Source organism: Massilia rubra (assembly GCF_011682065.1).
Taxonomy (GTDB): Bacteria; Pseudomonadota; Gammaproteobacteria; order Burkholderiales; family Burkholderiaceae_D; genus Telluria_A; species Telluria_A rubra.
The window spans coordinates 242,256-261,601 of record NZ_VUYU01000004.1; the positions used below are offsets into that span (position 1 = coordinate 242,256).

At 64.7% G+C, this 19,346-nt stretch carries 16 protein-coding genes; 12 read left to right on the top strand and 4 right to left on the bottom strand.

Translation table 11 applies throughout. The features are described 5' to 3' along the window. The first annotated feature begins 77 nt into the window (after positions 1–77). The gene (locus tag F0185_RS07840; protein WP_223164475.1) at positions 78–989 is read left to right on the top strand and encodes a M48 family metallopeptidase; all 912 of its coding nucleotides are present in this window, start codon (positions 78–80) and stop codon (positions 987–989) included. An 87-nt stretch (positions 990–1,076) separates the two neighbouring features. Here F0185_RS07840 and F0185_RS07845 read toward each other — a convergent pair whose 3' ends face one another. Then, positions 1,077–2,474, bottom strand: a complete 1,398-nt coding sequence (locus tag F0185_RS07845; protein ID WP_167223187.1) for a DUF4214 domain-containing protein — start codon at positions 2,472–2,474, stop codon at positions 1,077–1,079. Positions 2,475–2,974: 500 nt separating this feature from the next. Here F0185_RS07845 and paoA point away from each other — a divergent pair, with 500 nt between their 5' ends. From paoA to F0185_RS07880, 7 genes are all read left to right on the top strand, one after another. Then, positions 2,975–3,622 (top strand): aldehyde dehydrogenase iron-sulfur subunit PaoA, encoded by a 648-nt coding sequence (gene paoA / locus F0185_RS07850; protein ID WP_167223189.1) that lies wholly within the window; start codon positions 2,975–2,977, stop codon positions 3,620–3,622. Next, positions 3,619–4,572 carry an FAD binding domain-containing protein gene (locus tag F0185_RS07855; protein ID WP_167223191.1) on the top strand — a complete coding sequence of 318 codons (954 nt, stop codon included), beginning with the start codon at positions 3,619–3,621 and terminating at the stop codon, positions 4,570–4,572. Before paoA ends, F0185_RS07855 begins: the two co-directional genes overlap by 4 nt. A gap of 2 nt (positions 4,573–4,574) precedes the next feature. Next, positions 4,575–6,773, top strand: coding sequence for an aldehyde oxidoreductase molybdenum-binding subunit PaoC (gene paoC / locus F0185_RS07860; protein WP_167223193.1), 2,199 nt, complete (start codon positions 4,575–4,577; stop codon positions 6,771–6,773). A 133-nt stretch (positions 6,774–6,906) separates the two neighbouring features. Next, positions 6,907–7,863, top strand: a complete 957-nt coding sequence (locus F0185_RS07865) for a cupin-like domain-containing protein (RefSeq protein ID WP_167223195.1) — start codon at positions 6,907–6,909, stop codon at positions 7,861–7,863. Positions 7,864–8,020: 157 nt separating this feature from the next. Next, complete coding sequence (locus F0185_RS07870) at positions 8,021–8,515, top strand: hypothetical protein (RefSeq protein WP_167223197.1); 495 nt, start codon at positions 8,021–8,023, stop codon at positions 8,513–8,515. A 108-nt stretch (positions 8,516–8,623) separates the two neighbouring features. Then, positions 8,624–9,373: a class I SAM-dependent methyltransferase gene (locus tag F0185_RS07875; RefSeq protein ID WP_167223199.1), complete on the top strand. Its 750-nt coding sequence runs from the start codon at positions 8,624–8,626 to the stop codon at positions 9,371–9,373. A 119-nt stretch (positions 9,374–9,492) separates the two neighbouring features. After that, positions 9,493–12,579, top strand: coding sequence for a CHASE domain-containing protein (locus F0185_RS07880; RefSeq protein WP_167223201.1), 3,087 nt, complete (start codon positions 9,493–9,495; stop codon positions 12,577–12,579). 42 nt (positions 12,580–12,621) lie between these two features. On the opposite strand, the gene F0185_RS07885 is transcribed toward F0185_RS07880, so the two are convergent. Together F0185_RS07885 and F0185_RS07890 are read right to left on the bottom strand one after the other, a co-directional pair. Continuing rightward, positions 12,622–12,933, bottom strand: coding sequence for a YdhR family protein (locus F0185_RS07885; RefSeq protein ID WP_167223203.1), 312 nt, complete (start codon positions 12,931–12,933; stop codon positions 12,622–12,624). Positions 12,934–12,950: 17 nt separating this feature from the next. After that, positions 12,951–13,481: a DUF6985 domain-containing protein gene (locus F0185_RS07890; protein WP_167223205.1), complete on the bottom strand. Its 531-nt coding sequence runs from the start codon at positions 13,479–13,481 to the stop codon at positions 12,951–12,953. Positions 13,482–13,882: 401 nt separating this feature from the next. Here F0185_RS07890 and rnk point away from each other — a divergent pair, with 401 nt between their 5' ends. From rnk to F0185_RS07910, 4 genes are all read left to right on the top strand, one after another. After that, positions 13,883–14,290: a nucleoside diphosphate kinase regulator gene (gene rnk, locus F0185_RS07895; protein ID WP_167223207.1), complete on the top strand. Its 408-nt coding sequence runs from the start codon at positions 13,883–13,885 to the stop codon at positions 14,288–14,290. Positions 14,291–14,384: 94 nt separating this feature from the next. Further along, positions 14,385–15,359, top strand: coding sequence for a GreA/GreB family elongation factor (locus tag F0185_RS07900; protein WP_223164476.1), 975 nt, complete (start codon positions 14,385–14,387; stop codon positions 15,357–15,359). A gap of 31 nt (positions 15,360–15,390) precedes the next feature. Further along, positions 15,391–15,732, top strand: coding sequence for a hypothetical protein (locus F0185_RS07905; RefSeq protein ID WP_167223211.1), 342 nt, complete (start codon positions 15,391–15,393; stop codon positions 15,730–15,732). A gap of 184 nt (positions 15,733–15,916) precedes the next feature. After that, complete coding sequence (locus F0185_RS07910; RefSeq protein ID WP_167223213.1) at positions 15,917–17,839, top strand: PAS domain-containing hybrid sensor histidine kinase/response regulator; 1,923 nt, start codon at positions 15,917–15,919, stop codon at positions 17,837–17,839. A 34-nt stretch (positions 17,840–17,873) separates the two neighbouring features. Here the strand turns inward: F0185_RS07910 and F0185_RS07915 are convergent, their stop codons facing one another. Beyond that, positions 17,874–19,190 (bottom strand): sigma-54 interaction domain-containing protein, encoded by a 1,317-nt coding sequence (locus tag F0185_RS07915; protein WP_167223215.1) that lies wholly within the window; start codon positions 19,188–19,190, stop codon positions 17,874–17,876. Between the last annotated feature and the right edge of the window lie 156 nt (positions 19,191–19,346).

Here is a 19,346-nt window from a genome sequence, read left to right on the forward strand (position 1 = left end):
ATCTTGATAAAAATCATGACATCTGCATAAGAAACTATTATCATAGGCAATTCTTTGTGTAACTCGGAGTAGTAAAAATGTTGAACACCATGCAAACCAAGCTGTGCCTGACAGTGATCGCCGTTGCGGCCCTGGCCGGTTGCGCCACCAGCACCAAGCCCGGAGCCGTGGGAGTCACCCGCTCCCAGATGATGCTTGTGTCGGCCTCGGAAGTGGATGCGATGGCGCTGTCCAGTTTCAGCAACCAGAACCAGAAGGCAAAAAGCGAAGGTCGCCTGGTGACCAAAGGCACCGAATACAATCGCGTGGCGCGTATCGCCAAGGCCCTGCAAGTGCAGGTGCCGGTATTCCGCGATGATGCCAAGGACTGGAAATGGGAGCTGGCGCTGATCGACGCGCCGGTGCTCAACGCTTCCTGCGCTCCGGGCGGCAAGATTACCTTTTACACGGGCCTGATCCGCCAGCTCAAGTTGACCGACGATGAAATCGCGATGGTCATGGGCCACGAAATTGCCCACGCCTTGCGCGAGCACGGACGTGAACGCATGTCGCAGGCCAAGGCCACCGGTGGCTTGACCGCGCTGGCCGGCGTGCTGGCCCCGAGCAAGGGCTTGCAGGTCGCGGTCGCCAGCGAGGCGACCCACTACCTGTTCACCTTGCCGAACTCGCGCGAGCATGAATCGGAAGCCGACACCATGGGCCTGGAACTGGCGGCGCGCGCCGGCTACAATCCGCGCGCGGCGATGTCGGTGTGGGAAAAGATGGCAGCCGCATCGGGCGGCGCCGGCAACGCCGAGTTTTTGTCGACCCACCCGTCCGACTCTACCCGGATCGCCTCGCTGACCGCGATGCAGCCGCGCGTGACGCCGCTGTATGATGCGGCGACCAAGCCAGAGGGGGCGGCCAAGCCAGAGGCGCCGGCCAAGCCAGAGTCGGCCAGCAAGCCAGAGTCGACGAGAAAGACAGGCAAGAAGAAGTCATCCAGGTAAGTGAAGTCAATGCGCTTGCCTTGCAAGGCAAGCGCTTCTATTCCCTGTACAGTCACCATCCTCTCGGCACCCTCACTTGCCGCGCACTCAGGCAAACATGAACGCGTCCGCAATGCCGCCGACCCCGGTCAGTTCGATGACCGGCGCGTCGCGCAGCGCCTCATGCGCAGCGAACGGCATCTCTCTTGCCTGGTCGGGCACGCCACGTGGCGGCGGCAGGGCGAACATCGCATCAATCACATCGTCCTGGAAATCGAACGCATCGGTCGTTGTCGTGACTGCCCCGAGCAGCTTGCGCGCGATGCCGGCCGCGAAGTCGCCGTCATAGCGGTTGCCCTTGTCGAACGTTTCCAGCGCCAGGGTAAAGTTCGCGGCGACGCTGATCTTCTTTTGAAGCAGCAGCGCGTCTGCCAGCCCCTGGGCGCTGGTGTTGCCCTGCGCGCCGGCCAGGATCGACAGCGAGGCGTTGGCGCGCGTGAGCGAACCGCTGTCGATCGCATTGCTCCAGAAATCGAGGCCGCCCTGGTCCGCGTCGCGGCTCAACAGGTTGTTGTAGATGGCCTTCACGAAGGCCTTGTTGTCGCCCGAGTACAGCGCTTTCGATTCGTGGCTCAATCCAAAGGAATCGATCAGGTTCTTCACCGAGGCATCCTTGGCGTAGCGCGCGCTGAAGTCGTTGACGTTGGCGGGCGCGCCCAAGGCGGCCAGCTGGGACTGGAAGCTCTTCAGGGCGCCGACATCGGCCGCGCGGCCGAAGTAGGCGACATACAGCGACTGGGTCAGGTCGCCATACTGCATGTCGTAACTTCCATCCGAGAAGCTCAGTTTTTCCACGGAGCGCAGGGTATCGACGTCCTTGGTGTCGGGAATCGACCAGATGCGCACCTTGTCGCCGTCCTTGATGATGTTGTACGAGGCGCGCGTGCCGGCATAGGCGACGGTATCGATGCCGCCACCGCCATCGATCAGGTCTTCGGCGCGGGTGGCGACGAAACGGTCGGCCCAAGCGGTGCCCGTCATCGTGCTCACGGGCGGCAGCACGGGTGGCGGGGCGACGTTCTTGGTATCGACGTCGCCAAACACTTTGAGCGACACCGCCAGGCCAAGCTCGGTCTGGCCCTGGTTCCAGCCGGCGTCGACATACATCGTGCCCGAGTACTCGGCGAACAACCTGGGCAGATAGTGCATGCCTGAGCTTCCATCCGTCTCATTGTCGGCGCCGATCGGGCGGCCGAGATTGTCGTACACGATGATGCGGGTCGGTTCCAGGTAGCTGGTGCTGAACACATAGTAGGTGACGCCCTTGACCGCAGTAAATGAAAACAGGTCGTGCTGCATCGCGCCGACCTGGTTGCTTTTTACGCTGGCCAGCTCGTCCCATGGGGTCAAGTCGACGTTCTCGTAGAACGGGTCGAACGTCAGCGGCGCGGCGCTGCCGAGCTCATGCTGGGTCAGCGATGGTAAATCCAAAATGGGGTAAGTCATTGACATCCTTGTTGTTCGTCACGGGAAAACAGCCTGCGCGCACGCGGCACGGCCGGGTGTCCCGGCTGCACGGGAGGTCCGATACCTCGGCCCCGCCGACTGGCTTGTCGTCCACAGCGGGGTAGGGTAAAGGCATGCGGGCGTGTCGGGCGATCGGCCGACAGCGGCTGGCCGCAGGGGCGTCGCGCCCGGACGGCTTGTTGTGATTGTTAAGTAAGCACAAATGGTATCGCAAGTTCATTAATGCGCATAGGAAATGATTATTTCCCGTGCTTACAGGACTAAGTGTTGTTAAGAAAAAACAAAATGCGCTAGCGCTGGAACCGCTTGCCGCCACCATTGCCCTGTGGCCGAGGGCGTTGCCCAAGCGCTCAAACCAGTTTATCGCACGAGCGTGCGTCGACTAACAGACCAATCCATGCATGCCGGGCATTCTTGATAAATTGCACGTTTTACGTAAGCGCAACACATCATTCAACGCCTTCAAAGGATGCCAACACATGGACGAGTTCAGCGACATCAAACTATCGAGGCGGGAACTGTTAATCGCCGGGGCCATCAGCGTGACAGCGGCCGGCGTGCCGGGTGCGGCCGGCGCGGCGGGGGCGGTTGCCGCCACGCCCGCCGCCGCCCCGGTGACCAACAAGGTCGCCTTCCAGGTCAACGGCAAGCGCCACGCGCTCGAGGTCGACACTCGCACCACCTTGCTCGATGTGCTGCGCGAAAACCTGCACCTGACCGGCACCAAGAAGGGTTGCGACCATGGCCAGTGCGGCGCCTGCACCGTCATCGTCGATGGCCGCCGCATCAACTCCTGCCTCAGCCTGGCGGTCATGCATGAGGGTTCCGACATCACCACCATCGAAGGCCTGGGCAACAAGGACAAGCTGCACCCGATGCAGGCCGCCTTCATCAAGCATGACGGCTACCAGTGCGGCTACTGTACGCCGGGGCAGATCTGCTCGGCCGTCTCGGTCCTCAGCGAGATCAGGCAGGGCATCCCCAGCCACGTGAGCGCCGACCTGATGGCCAGGCCGCTGCTGTCGGCGGAGGAAATCCGCGAGCGCATGAGTGGCAACATCTGTCGCTGCGGGGCCTATTCGAACATCCTCGATGCGATCACCGAGGTCGCGGGGAGCCAGGCATGAAGGTGTTTACCTACCAGCGCGCCACCAGTGCCGCCGACGCCGCGTCCGCCGCCATGCGCTCCCCCGGCGCCAAATTCATTGCCGGCGGCACCAACCTGCTCGACCTGATGAAGCTCGAAATCGAAACCCCGGGCCACCTGATCGATGTCAACGGCCTCGGCCTGGACAAGATCGACGCCACCCCGGACGGCGGCCTGCGCATCGGCGCCCTGGTGCGCAATACCGACCTGGCGTCGGATGAACGGGTGCGGCGCGACTACGCCGTGCTCTCGCGCGCCTTGCTGTCGGGCGCCTCGATGCAGTTGCGGAACAAGGCGACCACCGCCGGCAACCTGCTGCAGCGCACGCGCTGCCCCTATTTTTATGACACCAACCAGCCCTGCAACAAGCGCCAGCCGGGCAGTGGCTGTTCGGCCATCGGCGGCTTCAGCCGCCAGCACGCCATTGTCGGCGCCAGCGACGCCTGCATCGCCACCCATCCGAGCGACATGGCCGTGGCCATGCGCCTGCTCGACGCCCAAGTGGAAACGGTGCGCCCCAATGGCGCCGCGCGCACGATTCCGATTGCCGACTTCCACCGCCTGCCGGGCAGTACGCCGCACATCGAAACGCTGCTCGAACCGGGTGAACTGATCACCGGCGTCACCTTGCCCAAGCCGCTCGGCGGCACGCATGTGTACCGCAAGGTGCGCGACCGTTCCTCGTACGCCTTTGCGCTGGTGTCGGTGGCGGCGGTGATCCTGCCGGACGGCGGCGGCCGGGTGGCGCTCGGCGGGGTGGCCCATAAGCCGTGGCGCATCGAAGCGGCCGAGCAAAAGATGGCCGGCGGCGCCAGGGCCGTCGTCGACCAGTTGCTGGCAGGGGCCAAAACGACGCACGACAACGCATTCAAAATCACGCTGGTCCAGCGCACGCTTCACGCGGTGCTGGCGGATGCGAAGAAAGGCTGACCATGAAGTTTTCCACACCCGCCACCACCAATCCGATCGACCAGATGAAGGTGCTCGGCCGTCCGTTTGATCGCATCGACGGCCCGGCCAAGACCACCGGCACGGCGCCCTATGCCTACGAGCAGCATGAAGCGGCGCCGAACGCCGCCTACGGCCACGTGGTCGGCGCCGGCATCGCCAAGGGCCGCATCACGTCGATCAAGCTCGATGAAGCGCGGCGCGCGCCGGGCGTGATCGCCGTCATCAGCGCCGACAACGCCGGCGCCCTCGGCAAGGGCAAGTTCAATACCGCCAGACTGCTCGCCGGGCCGGACATCCAGCATTACCACCAGGCCATTGCGCTGGTGGTGGCCGAGACGTTCGAGCAGGCGCGCGCCGCCGCCAACCTGGTCAAGGTGACGTACGCAAAAGAGAAGGGCGCGTATGACCTCGCGAAGGTCAAGGGCTCGGCCACCGAGCCCAAGGGCGAGAATGCGGACACCAAGGTGGGCGACTTCGAGCGCGCCTACGCCGGCGCGCCGGTCCGGCTCGACGCCACCTACCGCACGCCGGACCAGTCGCACGCGATGATGGAGCCGCACGCCTCGATCGCTTCGTGGGAAGGCGAGCAGTTGACCGTGTGGACCGCGAACCAGATGATCGACTGGACCCGCGGCGACCTGGCCAGGACGCTCGGCATCCCGAAAGAAAACGTGCGCCTGGTTTCGCCGTACATTGGCGGCGGCTTCGGCGGCAAACTGTTCCTGCGCTCGGAAGCGTTGCTGGCGGCGCTGGGCGCGCGCGCGGCCAAGCGGCCGGTGAAGGTGGCGCTGAGCCGCCCGCTGATGATCAACAACACCACGCACCGTCCGGCGACCATCCAGCGCATCCGCATCGGCGCCACGCGCGACGGCAAGATCAGCGCAATCGGCCACGAAAGCTGGTCGGGCGACCTGGCGGGCGGTCAACCCGAAACGGCGGTGATGCAAACGCGCCTGTTGTACGCCGGCGCGCACCGCATGACCAAAATGCGCCTGGCGGTGCTCGATCTGCCGGAAGGGAACGCGATGCGCGCCCCGGGCGAAGCGCCCGGCCTGATGGCGCTCGAAATCGCCATGGACGAAATGGCCGACAAGCTCAAGATCGACCCGGTCACCTTCCGCATCCTCAATGATACCAAGGTCGATCCGGAAAAACCGAGCCGGCCGTTCTCGCAACGCCGCCTGATCGACTGCCTGCGCAGCGGCGCCGACAAGTTCGGCTGGAAGGAACGCAGTGCCGAGCCGGGCAAGAAGCGCGAAGGGCGCTGGCTGATCGGCATGGGCGTGGCCAGCGCCTTCCGTAACAACCTGGTGATGAAGTCGGGGGCCCGCATTCGCCTCGACGGCAAGGGCGTGGTCACGGTGGAAACCGACATGACCGACATCGGCACCGGCAGCTATACCGTCATCGCCCAGACCGCGGCCGAGATGATGGGCGTGACGATCGACAAGGTGGTGGTGCGCCTGGGCGACTCGCGCTTTCCGGTATCGGCCGGCTCGGGCGGGCAGTGGGGCGCCAACAGTTCCACCGCCGGGGTGTACGCGGCGTGCATGAAGATGCGCGAGGCGGTGGCGCAAAAGCTGGGGATGGACCCGGCCGAGGCCCAATTTGCCGGCGGCGCCGTCAGCGCGGGCGGCAAGAGCGTGCCGCTGGCGCAAGCCGCGCAGGGCGGCGAACTGGTGGCCGAGGACGCGATGGAGTACGGCGACCTCGACAAAAAATTCCAGCAGTCGACCTTTGGCGCGCATTTTGTCGAAGTGGCGGTCGATGCCGTCACCGGCGAAACGCGGGTGCGGCGCATGCTGGCCGTGTGCGCGGCGGGGCGTATCCTCAATCCGAAGTCGGCGCGCAGCCAGGTGATCGGGGCGATGACGATGGGCCTGGGCGCGGCGCTGATGGAAGAACTGGTGGTCGATACGCGCACCGGGTTTTTTGTCAATCACGACCTGGCCGGGTATGAAGTGCCGGTGCACGCCGACGTGCCGCACCAGGAGGTGGTGTTCCTCGACGAGACCGATCCGATGTCGTCGCCGATGAAGGCCAAGGGCGTGGGCGAGCTGGGTATTTGCGGGGTGGCGGCGGCGATTGCGAATGCGGTCTACAACGCCACCGGCGTGCGTGTGCGCGACTATCCGCTCACGCTCGACAAGCTTCTTGAGAAGATGCCGGCCATGAGCTGACGCGGCTCTTGCACGCCACGAAGAAGTGGAACAGTGCCATCGCATGCGTTATGCTGTCGCCTCACGGCGCGAACCGCAGGTTTTTCGGTTCGCCGCCGCGTCGACAGTCATAACGGGAAGATGGGCATTGTCTATGTCAAGTGAGAAGAATACGGTGGTTCCCGAGCTGGAGCCACTACCTGCGCGCGTGGCGCCACGGCTGCCGCCAACGCTGCTGGCGACGGAATCGGCATGGTCCGGCGACGCCGCCGCCAAAAAGCGGGCGCGCGAGGAACGCGATGCGCTGGTGCGTGGGGTGACGTCGATCGACGCCATGCGCGAAGCGATCAAGCGGGTCGCACGCGCGCTGCCGGTCATCGACCAAGTGCCGCGCATCGGCGTGCTCGATGCGGCGGCGTTCCGCGCGCGCGCGGCGCACGGGCTGCCATTCCTGATCACGGGCGTGGCCACGCGCTGGCCATTGTCGTCCCTCACCCCGCAATCACTGCGCGAGCGCTTCAGCCACGTGCCGGTGCGCGCGCGCGTGGGCGACTATATCAACACCGCTTTCGCGCCCGATCGCGCCATGCGCGATATGTCCATGCTGGAGTATCTGGACCTGGTCGCCGCCGGCACGCAAGGCTTGCCGCCCTACCTGGGCAATCTGGAATTGCGCGAATTGAACAGCATGTGCTACTGGCCGGCGTACTTCAGCAAAATGGGGCCGCCGCGCTTCTGGCTCGGGCCGGCGGGCACGGTCACGCCGCTCCATTGCGACTACGACGACAATATCTTCGCGCAGGTCTGGGGCAGCAAGCGGATCTTCCTGGCGCCGCCGCACCACGACGAATTCCTGTATCCCAGCCAGGCCAATGCCATTTTGTTTGGTTCGCCGGTCGACCCCGAGGCGCCCGATTTCGACAAATTCCCGCTGGCGCGCCAGGCTGCCATGATCGAGGTGATCGTCAATCCGGGCGACATGCTGTATGTGCCGGCAGGCTGGTATCACCAGGTGCGCGCGTTGACGTTTTCACTGTCGGCCAACCGCTGGGCAAGGGCGATGCCGTATGCCTTGAATGAGGACGCGTCCTTGCGGCGCGCGGGGGATTAGCAAAAAAGCCGGTGGACGAGGGAACTTTCTCTTGCTGCGCATTGTCTTATGAAAATGCCACCATATGAAGGGTTTACCCATGTCCACCTCGTACGAACATTCGGCCCGTCGGTTTCAGCACCAGGCACCACCATTTACAGTGTCGCGGACCAGGCGCATGCACCCGCTGTGGCGATACCTGTGGCCGTATCGTTCGGCGAACCATTTCACCTTGACGATATGTTTCTACATAGCAATGTGGACATTGCAGGACATGTTTTTCCAGCTGCCGCCGTCCGCGCGTGGCTTTACGCCGCTCGGCTTGCTGGCTTTGGTGTTCATGGCCACCATCATGATTCCGTACGATGAACTGCCGGCAAAGCTAACGATCACCACGCAGGTCCCGGCCCAGCGTCTTCTGGACGACATCGAGGAAGTAATGGCCGAGAACCGTTTTGCGGTCCAGGCGTCGGCATTTGGTGAACCCGGCCATGTGCATTTCTTCCCGCAAGAAAAAGCCGAATACTGGCCCTTGTCGTGGATTGAGCAAGATGTGGATGTCTGGCTGCGCAACGACAACAAGATTGACGTCTACGGCTCCAAGGTGGATCTATCCAAGCTGGTCCATTGCCTGAAACGGCGCTACAAAAAATCGCGCAGGGCAGTGGCGTAAATGCTTGCTTGGCTAGTGTCAGTGGAATGATGCTGGCCATCAACTTTGCCTGAATGATATTATTCTCGTCTATCCACGAGCTTGCGCTCCGCCATTGACGAGGATTCCATGTCCGATTTTTACGACCGCCTGACGCCGTTTTACCACCTGATCCACCAGGACTGGCACGCCAGCGTCGCCTTGCAGGGCGAGCAGCTTAGCAAGCTCATCGACGCCGAATGGCCGGGCAAGCGCAAGTTGCTGGACGTGTCCTGCGGCATTGGCACCCAGGCCATCGGACTGGCCCAGCGCGGCTTTTCGGTCAGCGCGTCCGACCTGTCCGAAAAAGAGATCGAGCGCGCCCGGCGCGAAGCGATGCTCGCCAACGCCAGCGTCGGCTTGTCGGTGTGCGACATGCGCCGCGCCCACGATCACCATGGCGGCGGTTTCGATATCGTCCTTTCGTGCGACAACTCGCTGCCGCACCTGCTCACCGATGACGACCTGCTCATCGCGCTGCGCCAGATGTTCGCCTGCCTGGCGCCCGGCGGCGGCTTTTTGATGTCGATGCGAGATTACGAGCGCGAGGAGCGCGGCGTCAACCTCGTCAAGCCCTACGGCGCGCGCACCGAAGACGGCAAGCGCTACGTGCTGTTCCAGGTCTGGGATTTCGCCGGCGAACACTACGACCTGACCTTTTACTTCATCGAAGAAGACCTGGTGAGCCAGGCGGTGCAAACGCATGCGATGCGCTCGCGCTACTACGCCATCTCGACCGACAAGATGTGCGCGCTGATGCGCGAAGCCGGGTTTGAGAATGTGCGCCGCATCGACGACGCCTTTTACCAGCCGATCCTGATCGGCACCCGGCCCGCATAATTGGCATGCCATTGCAAGGGCAACGACGCATCCCGCGTAAAGTAGGTGTACTGCAACACTTTGCCTCGGAGAATCTCACATTTGGTTAATAATGCGAGTTCTCCTTCTCGAAGCTGCCTATGCCGACCAGCGTTGCCCAACCTGAAGAAAAGCGCCAAGGTGGTGCGCTCGTCTCTGCCATCCATGGCAAATACGCCCCCTCGGTGTTGGCACTGACGATTTTTCTAATTGTCATTATTGCAACATCTTTCGCCTGGCAAATTGCCCGCGCCGAGCTCGAAGATAGCCAGCACGCCGAATTTGCCTTCGAGGCGCGCCAGATGGAGCGCCGCATCGAACAGCGCATGGGCAACTACGAGCAAGTCCAACGCGGCACCCAAGCCTTTTTGCTCGGCTCGATGAAGGTCGAAAGCGCGGATTTTCGCGATTACATCGCCTCGCTGCGGCTGGAGGAAACCTATCCCGGCATCCAGGGAATTGCGCTGGTCGAACTGGTCGCGCCATCCGAGCTCGACGCACATACCGCCGCGCGCCGCCGCGAAAGCCCGGGCTACACCGTCCATCCGCTGGGCGATCGGCCGGTGTTGTCGACCATTACCCGCATCGAACCTTTCACCGGCCTGAACCTGCGCGCGCTCGGCTTCGACATGCTGAGCGACCCGACCCGGCGCGCCGCCATGGAACGGGCGCGCGATACCGGCCAGTCGGCCGCCTCGGGCAAGGTGCGCCTGATCCAGGAAGATGGCCGCAACGAACAGGCCGGGCTGGTCATGTACCTGCCCGTGTACCGGCGCGATGCCCCCGCCGCCACCGTGGCCGAGCGGCGCGCCAGCATCATCGGCTGGGTTGGCGCGCCGTTTCGCATGGACGACCTGATGGCCGGCCTGGGCGGCGAACGCTCGGCCGACATCATGCTCTCGATCTACGACGGCAACGCGATCGCGGACAGCGCCAGGCTATTCCGCTCGGCGCGCGAAACGCCGGCCGACATGCGGCGCCCGGCCCGTTTTTCCACCGTCGTGCGGGTGGTTGTCGCCGGCCGGCCGTGGATTTTGCACATGCGCTCGGCCGCCCAGTTCGAGGCGCGCCAGGGATCGGACCGGCCGCACTTCATCGCCGTCATCGGCCTCGCCACCGGCGCCCTGCTGGCGCTGCTGGTGTGGACGCTCGCCTCCGGTCGCGGGCGCGCCGTGGCGCTGGCCGCCGACATGACGCGCCAGCTCAGAGAAAGCGAATTTCGCTGGAAGTACGCTCTGGAGGGCGCCGGCGACGGCGTCTGGGACTGGAATCGGGGCACCGGCGACATCGTCCATTCGCGCCGCTGGAAAGAAATGCTCGGCTACGGCGCCGACGAGATCGCGCCCACCGACGCCGCCTTCCAGGCGCTGATGCACGACGAGGACCGCGAGCGCGTGCTGGCCACCCTGAACGCCTACGTCGACAGCACCGACCAGTCGTACGAATGCCAGTTCCGCCTGCGCTGCAAGAACGGCGCCTGGCGCTGGATCCGCTCGCGCGGCATGGCGGTCACGCGCGACGCCGCCGGCCATCCGCTGCGCACCATCGGCACCCACAGCGACATCACGCGCGCCAAGGCCGACGAACAAACCCTGCTCCAGGCGAACACGCGCCTGGCGGCCGAACAGCACCGGGTCAGCGTTATCCTCGACCATTCGCACGACGCCTTCGTCGCCGTCGGCGCGGACGGGCGCATCACCGATTGGAACGCCAAGGCCGAAGCTATGTTCGGCTGGCCGGCGGCAAGCGCCATCGGGCACGACCTGTCCACCCTGATCATTCCGGAAGAACTGCGCGCCGCCCACAACGCCGGGATTGCGCGCATGGTCGCCAGCGGCGCCGGCACCATGATCCGCAACGTGTTCGATGTGAGCGCGCAGCACCGCGACGGGCGCCGCGTGCCGGTCGAACTGGCCATTGCCGGCTTTGCGCAGGCATCCGGCTTCGTGATCAGCGCCTTCATGCGCGACATTTCCGGACGCAAGCTCGCCGAACAGCTCGAAGTCGAGCGCAGCCTGGCGCTGGAAGAAGCGCGCCATGCGCTCCAGCATTCGCAAAAGCTCGAAGCGGTCGGCAAGCTGACCGGCGGCGTGGCGCACGACTTCAACAATGTGCTGCATGTCATTGGCGGCAATGTGCAACTGCTCCAGCTGACCAACCGCGACGACGCGCGCCTGCACAAGCGCTTGAACAGTATCCAGTCGGCGGTCGACCGTGGCGCCAAGCTGGCCTCGCAGCTGCTCGCGTTCGCGCGCCGCCAGCCGCTGCAGCCGGTGGTGCTCAACCCCCTGCAAACCTTGCAGGCCATGGACGACCTGCTGCAACGCGCGCTCGGCGAATCGGTGCGCATCAGCATCGACGCCGATGACGGGCTGTGGAACACCCTGGTCGACCCCGGCCAGTGGGAAAACGTGGTCATCAACCTGGCGATCAACGCGCGCGACGCCATGCCCGGCGGCGGCGTGCTCACCATCGGCCTGCGCAACGAGACGGTGGACGCCGCGCATGCCGGCGCGCTTGACCTGGCGCCCGGCGACTACATCCGCTTCAGCTTTGCCGATACCGGCCAGGGCATGGATGCCGAGGTGATGGCGCATGCGTTCGAGCCGTTCTTCACCACCAAGCCGGTGGGGCAGGGGACCGGCCTGGGGCTGAGCATGGCCTACGGCTTCGTCAAGCAGAGCGGCGGCCACATCCTGCTCGACAGCGTGGCGGGCGAAGGTACCACGGTGGTGATTTACCTGCCGCGTTCAGCGCAGCGCGCCATCAGCAAGATGGGCGCGGCCGAGCAGGACGTGGTCGGCGGCGGCGAAACGGTGCTAGTGGTGGAAGACGATGCGGAGGTGCGCGCGACCACGGTGGCGACCCTGAACGAGCTTGGCTACTGCGTGCTGGAAGCGCACGACGGCGCCAGCGCGCTGGCCATGCTGCGCAGGGGGGCGTGGGTCGATCTGTTGTTTACCGACGTGGTGATGCCGGGACCGGTGTCGAGCATCGAACTGGCGATGCTGGCGCAGCGCGAGCTGCCTGGCGTGGCGGTGCTGTACACATCCGGCTACACGCGCGACGCGCTCACCACCGGCGGCAGGCTCGATGACGGCGTGCGCCTGCTCGGCAAGCCCTACCGCCGCGCGCAACTGGCGCAACACGTGCGCGACGCGCTGGCGAGCAGGATGCTGGACGCCTGAAGCGCGTCAAGCTTGCGGGTCTGCTTGCCATGCGGCTCGCCGCTAGTAAGTGAAAACCTTCTGCGCCACATTGTCGACCATGACCGGGCTGTCGAAATAGGTGACAGAGGGCTCGGCGCCGTACTTGCCCCGCACGAATGCGCGCCAGGCCGGCGTGTACATCGCTTCGGCTTGCGCCCGCGATGCCCAAACGTAGACGCCGCCCGCCGTGCCCCCGTCTTCCGAGAGCACATAGTGCTTTTGCAGCAGTCCCGGCACGTCCTGGTAGGTCGGCGCGGTGCTCAGGAAGATGGTGCGCGCTTCCTCGCGGGTGATGGGCTTGGGTAGCGAAAACGCGGTCATGGCGATGATCATCGGTGACTCCTGCGCGCTCAGCTCAAGCTGCGATAGATAACGTGCTTCAGGCTGTCATCGTCGAACGCATCGGCATTGGTGACATGGCCATCGAAAGGGCCGATCTTGCAGACCGTGTCGCCATTGCGCAGGACGATCTGCAGTCCGTGTTCGCGTTCCCAATCGCAGTTGCAGGTGAGCGAAATGTAGACATCGCGCTCGTCGGGATCGCCGCGTTCCACCATCGGCTCGTAGCCGAACTGGATGTGGCGCCAGACGTCGGCGGGCGTGTCGATGGCAACGAAGCCCTCGTCCGACGCGCTCTGGCGGCCGCTCACATCGCGGTAGTACTGGAAGATATGCGCTTGCGCCGCCTTGAGCACGTCCGGACCCTTCGACAGAAAAGCGGCGATGGCGGCGTGAAAATCTTCCTGGTGCGGGTCCTCTGCATAGCCTTCGAGGACGATCTCGCACATCGCGTCATCGAGCATCTTCACCTGTATCGGCGCGCTGCAAAGCCAGTCGGTGCCTTCGTCGAGTGTCGTGTCACCGAGTCCTGGAACGTTCATGTGTGCTTTCGTTGTTTGGATTTGAAGGAAAGAACGACGAGTTGCGCCTTCGTGCGCGAGGCGGCATCCCATCGTGATTATACGGGCGCCATGCCGCCTGCGCCACGCGCCGGGATGGCGCCCGGCAGCCGGGCCGGATTTATCGCCGATATCGCCGCGCTTGCCCAAGTAGCGCTATACTCGGGCTATTCCGATCACGTCCCGCCAATGAACCCACTGCGCTCCCGTCCGATGCACGCTTGTCCGTCCCCTTGTGGCGACGGATCGCGCTCGCTCGCGCGCCATCTCGCCCGGCTCTCCCGAGCTCGGTGAGGACCATCCGGAAACAAACCCGTTTCCCGTCCTCCCGAGCCACCCTCCATCCGCATTGCCCCGTTTATCAATATCAGTGGAGTACCACCATGAGACCGAACATCATTGTGTCGTCCGTCGACATGCAACGCCTTGAAACCCTGCTCGACTCGCTGCCGGCCGCGCAGTCCGACGTTAAAAACATGCTGCTCGACGAGCTTGCCCGCGCCGAACTGGTCGAGCCGGACGAGATGCCGCCGGATGTCGTGACCATGAATTCGCGCGTGCGCTTTTCCCTCGACGCGCCCGCCGAGGAGTTCAGCCTGACCCTGGCCTACCCAAAAGACATGCAGCCCGATGGCGGGCATATTTCCATCCTCTCGCCGGTTGGCAATGCCCTGATCGGCCTGGCGGTGGGCGACAGCATCGACTGGCACCGTCCCGACGGCGCCAGTTTCCAGCTCACCGTGCTGGACGTCTTGTACCAGCCCGAGCGCTCTGGCGAGTTGCACCGCTGAGCGCAGCCGGATGACGACTTCCCGCCGCTTTGCTCGCGGCGCCGGTCGCCGCATCGGCAGGGTGGACGCAATGGTATCCGGGGGGGGGGCTGACGTGACAGCAACACTCATCGTGACATCGGCAGACAAGGAGCGCCTCGACTATCTGCTTGACTCCTTGCCACTCGAACAGGCCAGCCTTCACAGCGCTTTACGGGCCGCGCTGGCGCGCGCCGAGGTGGTCGAGCCCGGTCACGTGCCGCCTGATGTGGTGACACTCAATTCGCGTGTGCATTTCGTGCTGGCCGACCCTGACGAGGATATGTCCCGCACGCTTGCACTGCCCAAGGACAACCACGCTGAAAGCCTGTATGTATCGGTCTTGTCGCCAGCCGGCAGCGCATTGCTGGGACGCCGGGTGGGCGAATGCGTCACCTGGAGCGGCTCCGGCGGCGAGACTGTGCGGCTGAGCATTGTCGCCTTGACGTGGCAGCCGGAGCGGTCGGGCGACTTGCGCAGATGGAAAGGCTACCCGGCCAATTGCGTGAATGCCGAGTCGCGCCGCACCCTGCTGCGCATGAGGCGGGGCGAGCGCACCATGGCGCTGAGCCTGGTAGTGTTGCCGGCGCTGTTGATCCCTATCATTCTGTGCACGCCGCAGCACCTGGGCTTCGGCGCCGTGGGCATCACGGTCGCCACCGTCATCCTGAGCCTGTTGATGGTCCTTGGCGGCATTCATTTGCTGCCGCAAAATTTCTGGATCTACGGGGTGGAACTGAGGGATGACGGGTTCATTTACCATAGCCCGCTGCACAAGGCGCGCCGCATCCGTTACGTATCCATTGACCGTATCGTGGCGCTCGCCTACTTCGACAGCACAGGGGAAGCGGTGTCGAGCCTGCACATTGCGTCGTCGGATGGCAACGCCAGGATCGACGAGCCCATCCTGTACCGCACCGACCTGCTGGGCGTGCTTGAGCATCTCCCCGGCTTCCTGCAAGACGCGTGGCGGGCGTCGCATCTCGACGAAGATTCCAAGCAAGGTGATTGGAAGCCGAAACGGACCGTCATCTTTCAACGGGCGTCGTGAACGTGATCGGCACCCACTTTCGGAAAAACACATGACACTTGGAATTGATGCCTATTACATCGATGACCACGGCAAGCAGGTCGACTTGCCGCTGAGCTCGGCCCTTGGCGGCGTTGAAAGCACACGGTATTCCTTCTACGCAGGCGAAAAGGCGATTGCCGCCGGACTGGTTCTGTTTCCGCTGCTCGCTACCGAGATGTGGATCGAAGCGCGCGGGGCTGAACTGGCCATCCTCAAGCGCGAGGCGCACGTCATGCTGGGGTTTCTCGAAGATAAAGAAAGAGCCTATTGGGAGTTTCGATTAGGCAATATCCTTGAAGCGATAGAACTGGCGACGCCGTATGGAGAGAACGGCATCGTGAGCATCGGCTAAAGCGTGCCTGCATGCTCCAGCAGATTCAGGTCCACTTGCCGGGAGTAGCGCATGGCGCTGGTTTGCCATGGCGGCGCCGATACTGGCGGTTATGTTTGCTACCGTACTGAAGCTCGGTGCCAAGTCGGTAGAATCACGGCATAGCCGCTTTGCTTGTGCTCGCCGAAAAGATTTGATTCCTCCCATGTCCGATTCCCTCCCTCCCAGCAGTGTTGTCCCGCCTGCACCCGCCGTTCCGGACATCGGCGCCGCCATTTACGACAGCAGCCCGGATTGCGTCAAAGTGCTCGACGTGGACGGTCGCATGCTGTCGATGAACAAGAACGGCCAGTGCGCGATGGAAATCGACGATTTCGCGCCGCTGGTCGGCCTGGCCTGGGCCAGCTTGTGGCCACCAGAGACGGTGGCCACGGTATTGACGGCGCTCGACGCCGCCCGCAGCGGCGGCACCGGCCGTTTTGGCGCCTTCTGCCAGACGGCCAAAGGGACGCCGAAATGGTGGGAAGTGATTGTCGCCCCGATCCTCGGCGCCGATGGCCAGCCCGGGCGCATCCTGGCCATGTCGCGCGATGTCACCGGCGCGCGCCAGGCCGACGACGAACTGCGGCAAAGCGTCGAACGCCTGCAACTGGCCACCGACGCGGCCGAACTGGGCTTGTGGACCTGGGACCCGGTTTCCGACAAGGTCACCTGGGATAACGAGCGCACCTACGACATCCTGGGCGTCGGACACGGCGAGCCGCCGGTCAACGCGACGCGCTTTGCCGCCGATTTTTTGCATCCCGACGATGTTGCGCGGTTTGCGCAGGCAGTCGCCGCCAGCGTGGCGGGCGACCTGCGCTTCCAGTTCCAGGGCAGGGTGCTGGACAAGGACGGGGCGGTGCGCTGGGTCGAGCTGTATGGCCGGCCCCACGATTGCGCAGGACAGCCGCGCACGCAACTGGTGGGCACCATCGCCGATATCACCGCGCGCAAGCTGGCCGAAGACAAGCTGCGCGACGCCGACCGCCGCAAAGACGAATTCCTGGCCATGCTGGCGCACGAGCTGCGTAATCCCCTGGCGCCGATCGGCGCCGCCGCCGAACTGCTCAAACTAGGCAAGTTCGACGAGGCGCGGGTGCGCAGGACCAGCGAAATCATCAGCCGCCAGGTCAGCCACATGACGCATCTGGTCAACGACCTGCTGGACGTGTCGCGCGTGACCGGCGGCGTGGTCAAGCTCGATACTGCGCCGCTCGACCTGCGCGACATCGTCGCCGACGCCGTCGAGCAAAGCGGGCCGCTGATCCTCGGCCGCGGGCACAAACTGTGCATCCATGTGCCGCCGGAGGCCAGCACCGTGCTGGGCGACGCCAAGCGGCTTGTGCAAATCGTCGGCAACCTGCTCAACAACGCCGCCAAGTACACCCCGGACGGCGGCAAGATCGACCTGCGCATCGCACTCGATGACGAGCGCGTGACGCTCAGTGTGGCCGACAACGGCATCGGCATGGAGCACCAGCTGGCATGCCGCGTATTCGATCTGTTCAGCCAGGCCGAGCATACGTCCGACCGCACCGCCGGCGGCCTGGGTCTGGGGCTGGCGCTGGTCAAAAGCCTGGTCGAGATGCATGGGGGCACGGTGTCCTGTGTCAGCGGCGGGACCGGCGCCGGCAGTACCTTCAGCGTCTCGCTGCCGCGCCTGTGCGACGGCCGCCAGACCCCACTGGCGGCGCACGCTCCCGGGCGCGTGGCCGGACAAGCGCGCACGCTCGATATTCTGGTGGTGGACGATAACGTCGACGCCGCCGCCATGCTGGCCATGCTGCTCGAAGCGTCGGGGCACCGCATGACGGTCGAGCATTCGGCCAGAGACGCGCTGGCGCGCATCGAAACGGCCCGCTTCGACGTCTGCCTGCTCGATATCGGCCTGCCCGAAATGGACGGCAACGCCCTGGCGGCGCGCCTGCGCAGCCATCCGCACACGCGTGGTGCGCTGCTGGTGGCCATTACCGGCTACGGGCAGGAGAGCGACCGCCAGCGCAGCCAAGCCGCCGGTTTCGACCAGCACATGGTCAAACCGGTCGATACCGCCAGGCTGATGGACGTGCTGGCGGAAGTCGCCTAGGGCGAGCGTCGATTGGCCGCCTCAACGCTCAGGCCTAGCCCTGCCGCTTGAGGCGCCGGTACAAGGTGCGCTCGCTGATGCCCAGGTAAGCGGCCAGCTCGCTGCGGGTGCCGGCAAATCCGGTCAGCGCATCGGCCAGCGCATCGGCCGCCGTACCGGCGCCGGCCTTCGGCGCCGGTACGGACTGCATTGGCGCCGGCGGCAGGTGGGCGACGCGGATCACGCCATCGTCGGCGAACAGGCTGGCGCGTTCGAGCACGTTGCGCAGTTCGCGGATATTGCCCGGCCATGCGCGCCGCTCCAACTGCGCCAGCGCTGCCGCATCGATGCTGACGGTGCGCATGGCGCTTGGGCGCGCGAGGAAGGAATTGGCCAGCAGGGCGATATCGTCGGCGCGCTCGCGCAGCGGCGGCAGTTCGATCGGGAAGGCGTTGATGCGGTAATACAGGTCCTGGCGGAACTGGCCGCGCGCGACCATTTCGTCGAGCCGTTTGTGGGTGGCCGCCACCAGGCGAAAATTGGCGTGCAGGGTTTCCACTCCGCCCACGCGGCGGTAGGTCCCCGTTTCGATCAGGCGCAGCAGCTTGACCTGCATCGCCAGCGGCACGTCGCCGATTTCATCGAGGAAGATGGTGCCGTCCTGCGCCGTCTCGACCAGTCCCGGCTTGCGCAGCGCCGCGCCGGTGAACGCGCCTTTTTCATGGCCGAACAATTCACTTTCGAACAGGGTCTCGCTCAGGCCCGAGCAGTCGACCACGACCAGCGGGCCGCCCGCGCGCGCGCTGGTGGCGTGCACGGCGCGCGCAAACAGCTCCTTGCCGGTTCCCGATTCTCCCAGCAGCAGCACCGGCAGCATCGACGGCGCCACCCGCTGCAGCGCGGCCAGCGCCTGGTTGAAGGCGGGCGAACGGCCGACCAGCCCGTCGCCGCTGGGCTGCGCCGACGCGCTGCGCACCGTCGAGAGTCGCTCGACGTAGGCGGTAATGGCGCCGTGTTCGTCGAAGATCGGGCGCAGCTCCACATCCACGTGTTCCGGCCCGCGCGGCGTGTGGTGGATGTGCAGTACGCGGTCCGGCCCGCGCAGTTCGCGCGCCTTCTTCATCGGGCAATGCTCGCCCGCCTGGTCGCACGGCAGCTCGTAGTGATGCGAGACGCGGTAGCACTTCTGGCCGATGAACGGCTTGCCGGTGGCGCCGAACTGGCGCCGGTAAGCGCCGTTGGCGGCCAGGATGTTGTAGTCGGGGTCGAGCACGATCATCGGCTGCGCCTCGTGTTCGAGGAACGATACAAGCGACTGCACCTGCGCGGAGTGGGGGGCAATCGAGGCTGGTTTCGCCGGGTCGTCGGGCATGGGGAAGCTCCTGGTCAGGCACGCATGGTGGCGCAGCACTGCCATGACTGTCAAGCGGCACTGCCATGTGGCAGTCTCCTGGCAGTCGGCCGCGCGCGCTGCGACATGTAAATTCCTTAACAAATCAAGGAGATCGATCAAGTTTTATGCACGTTG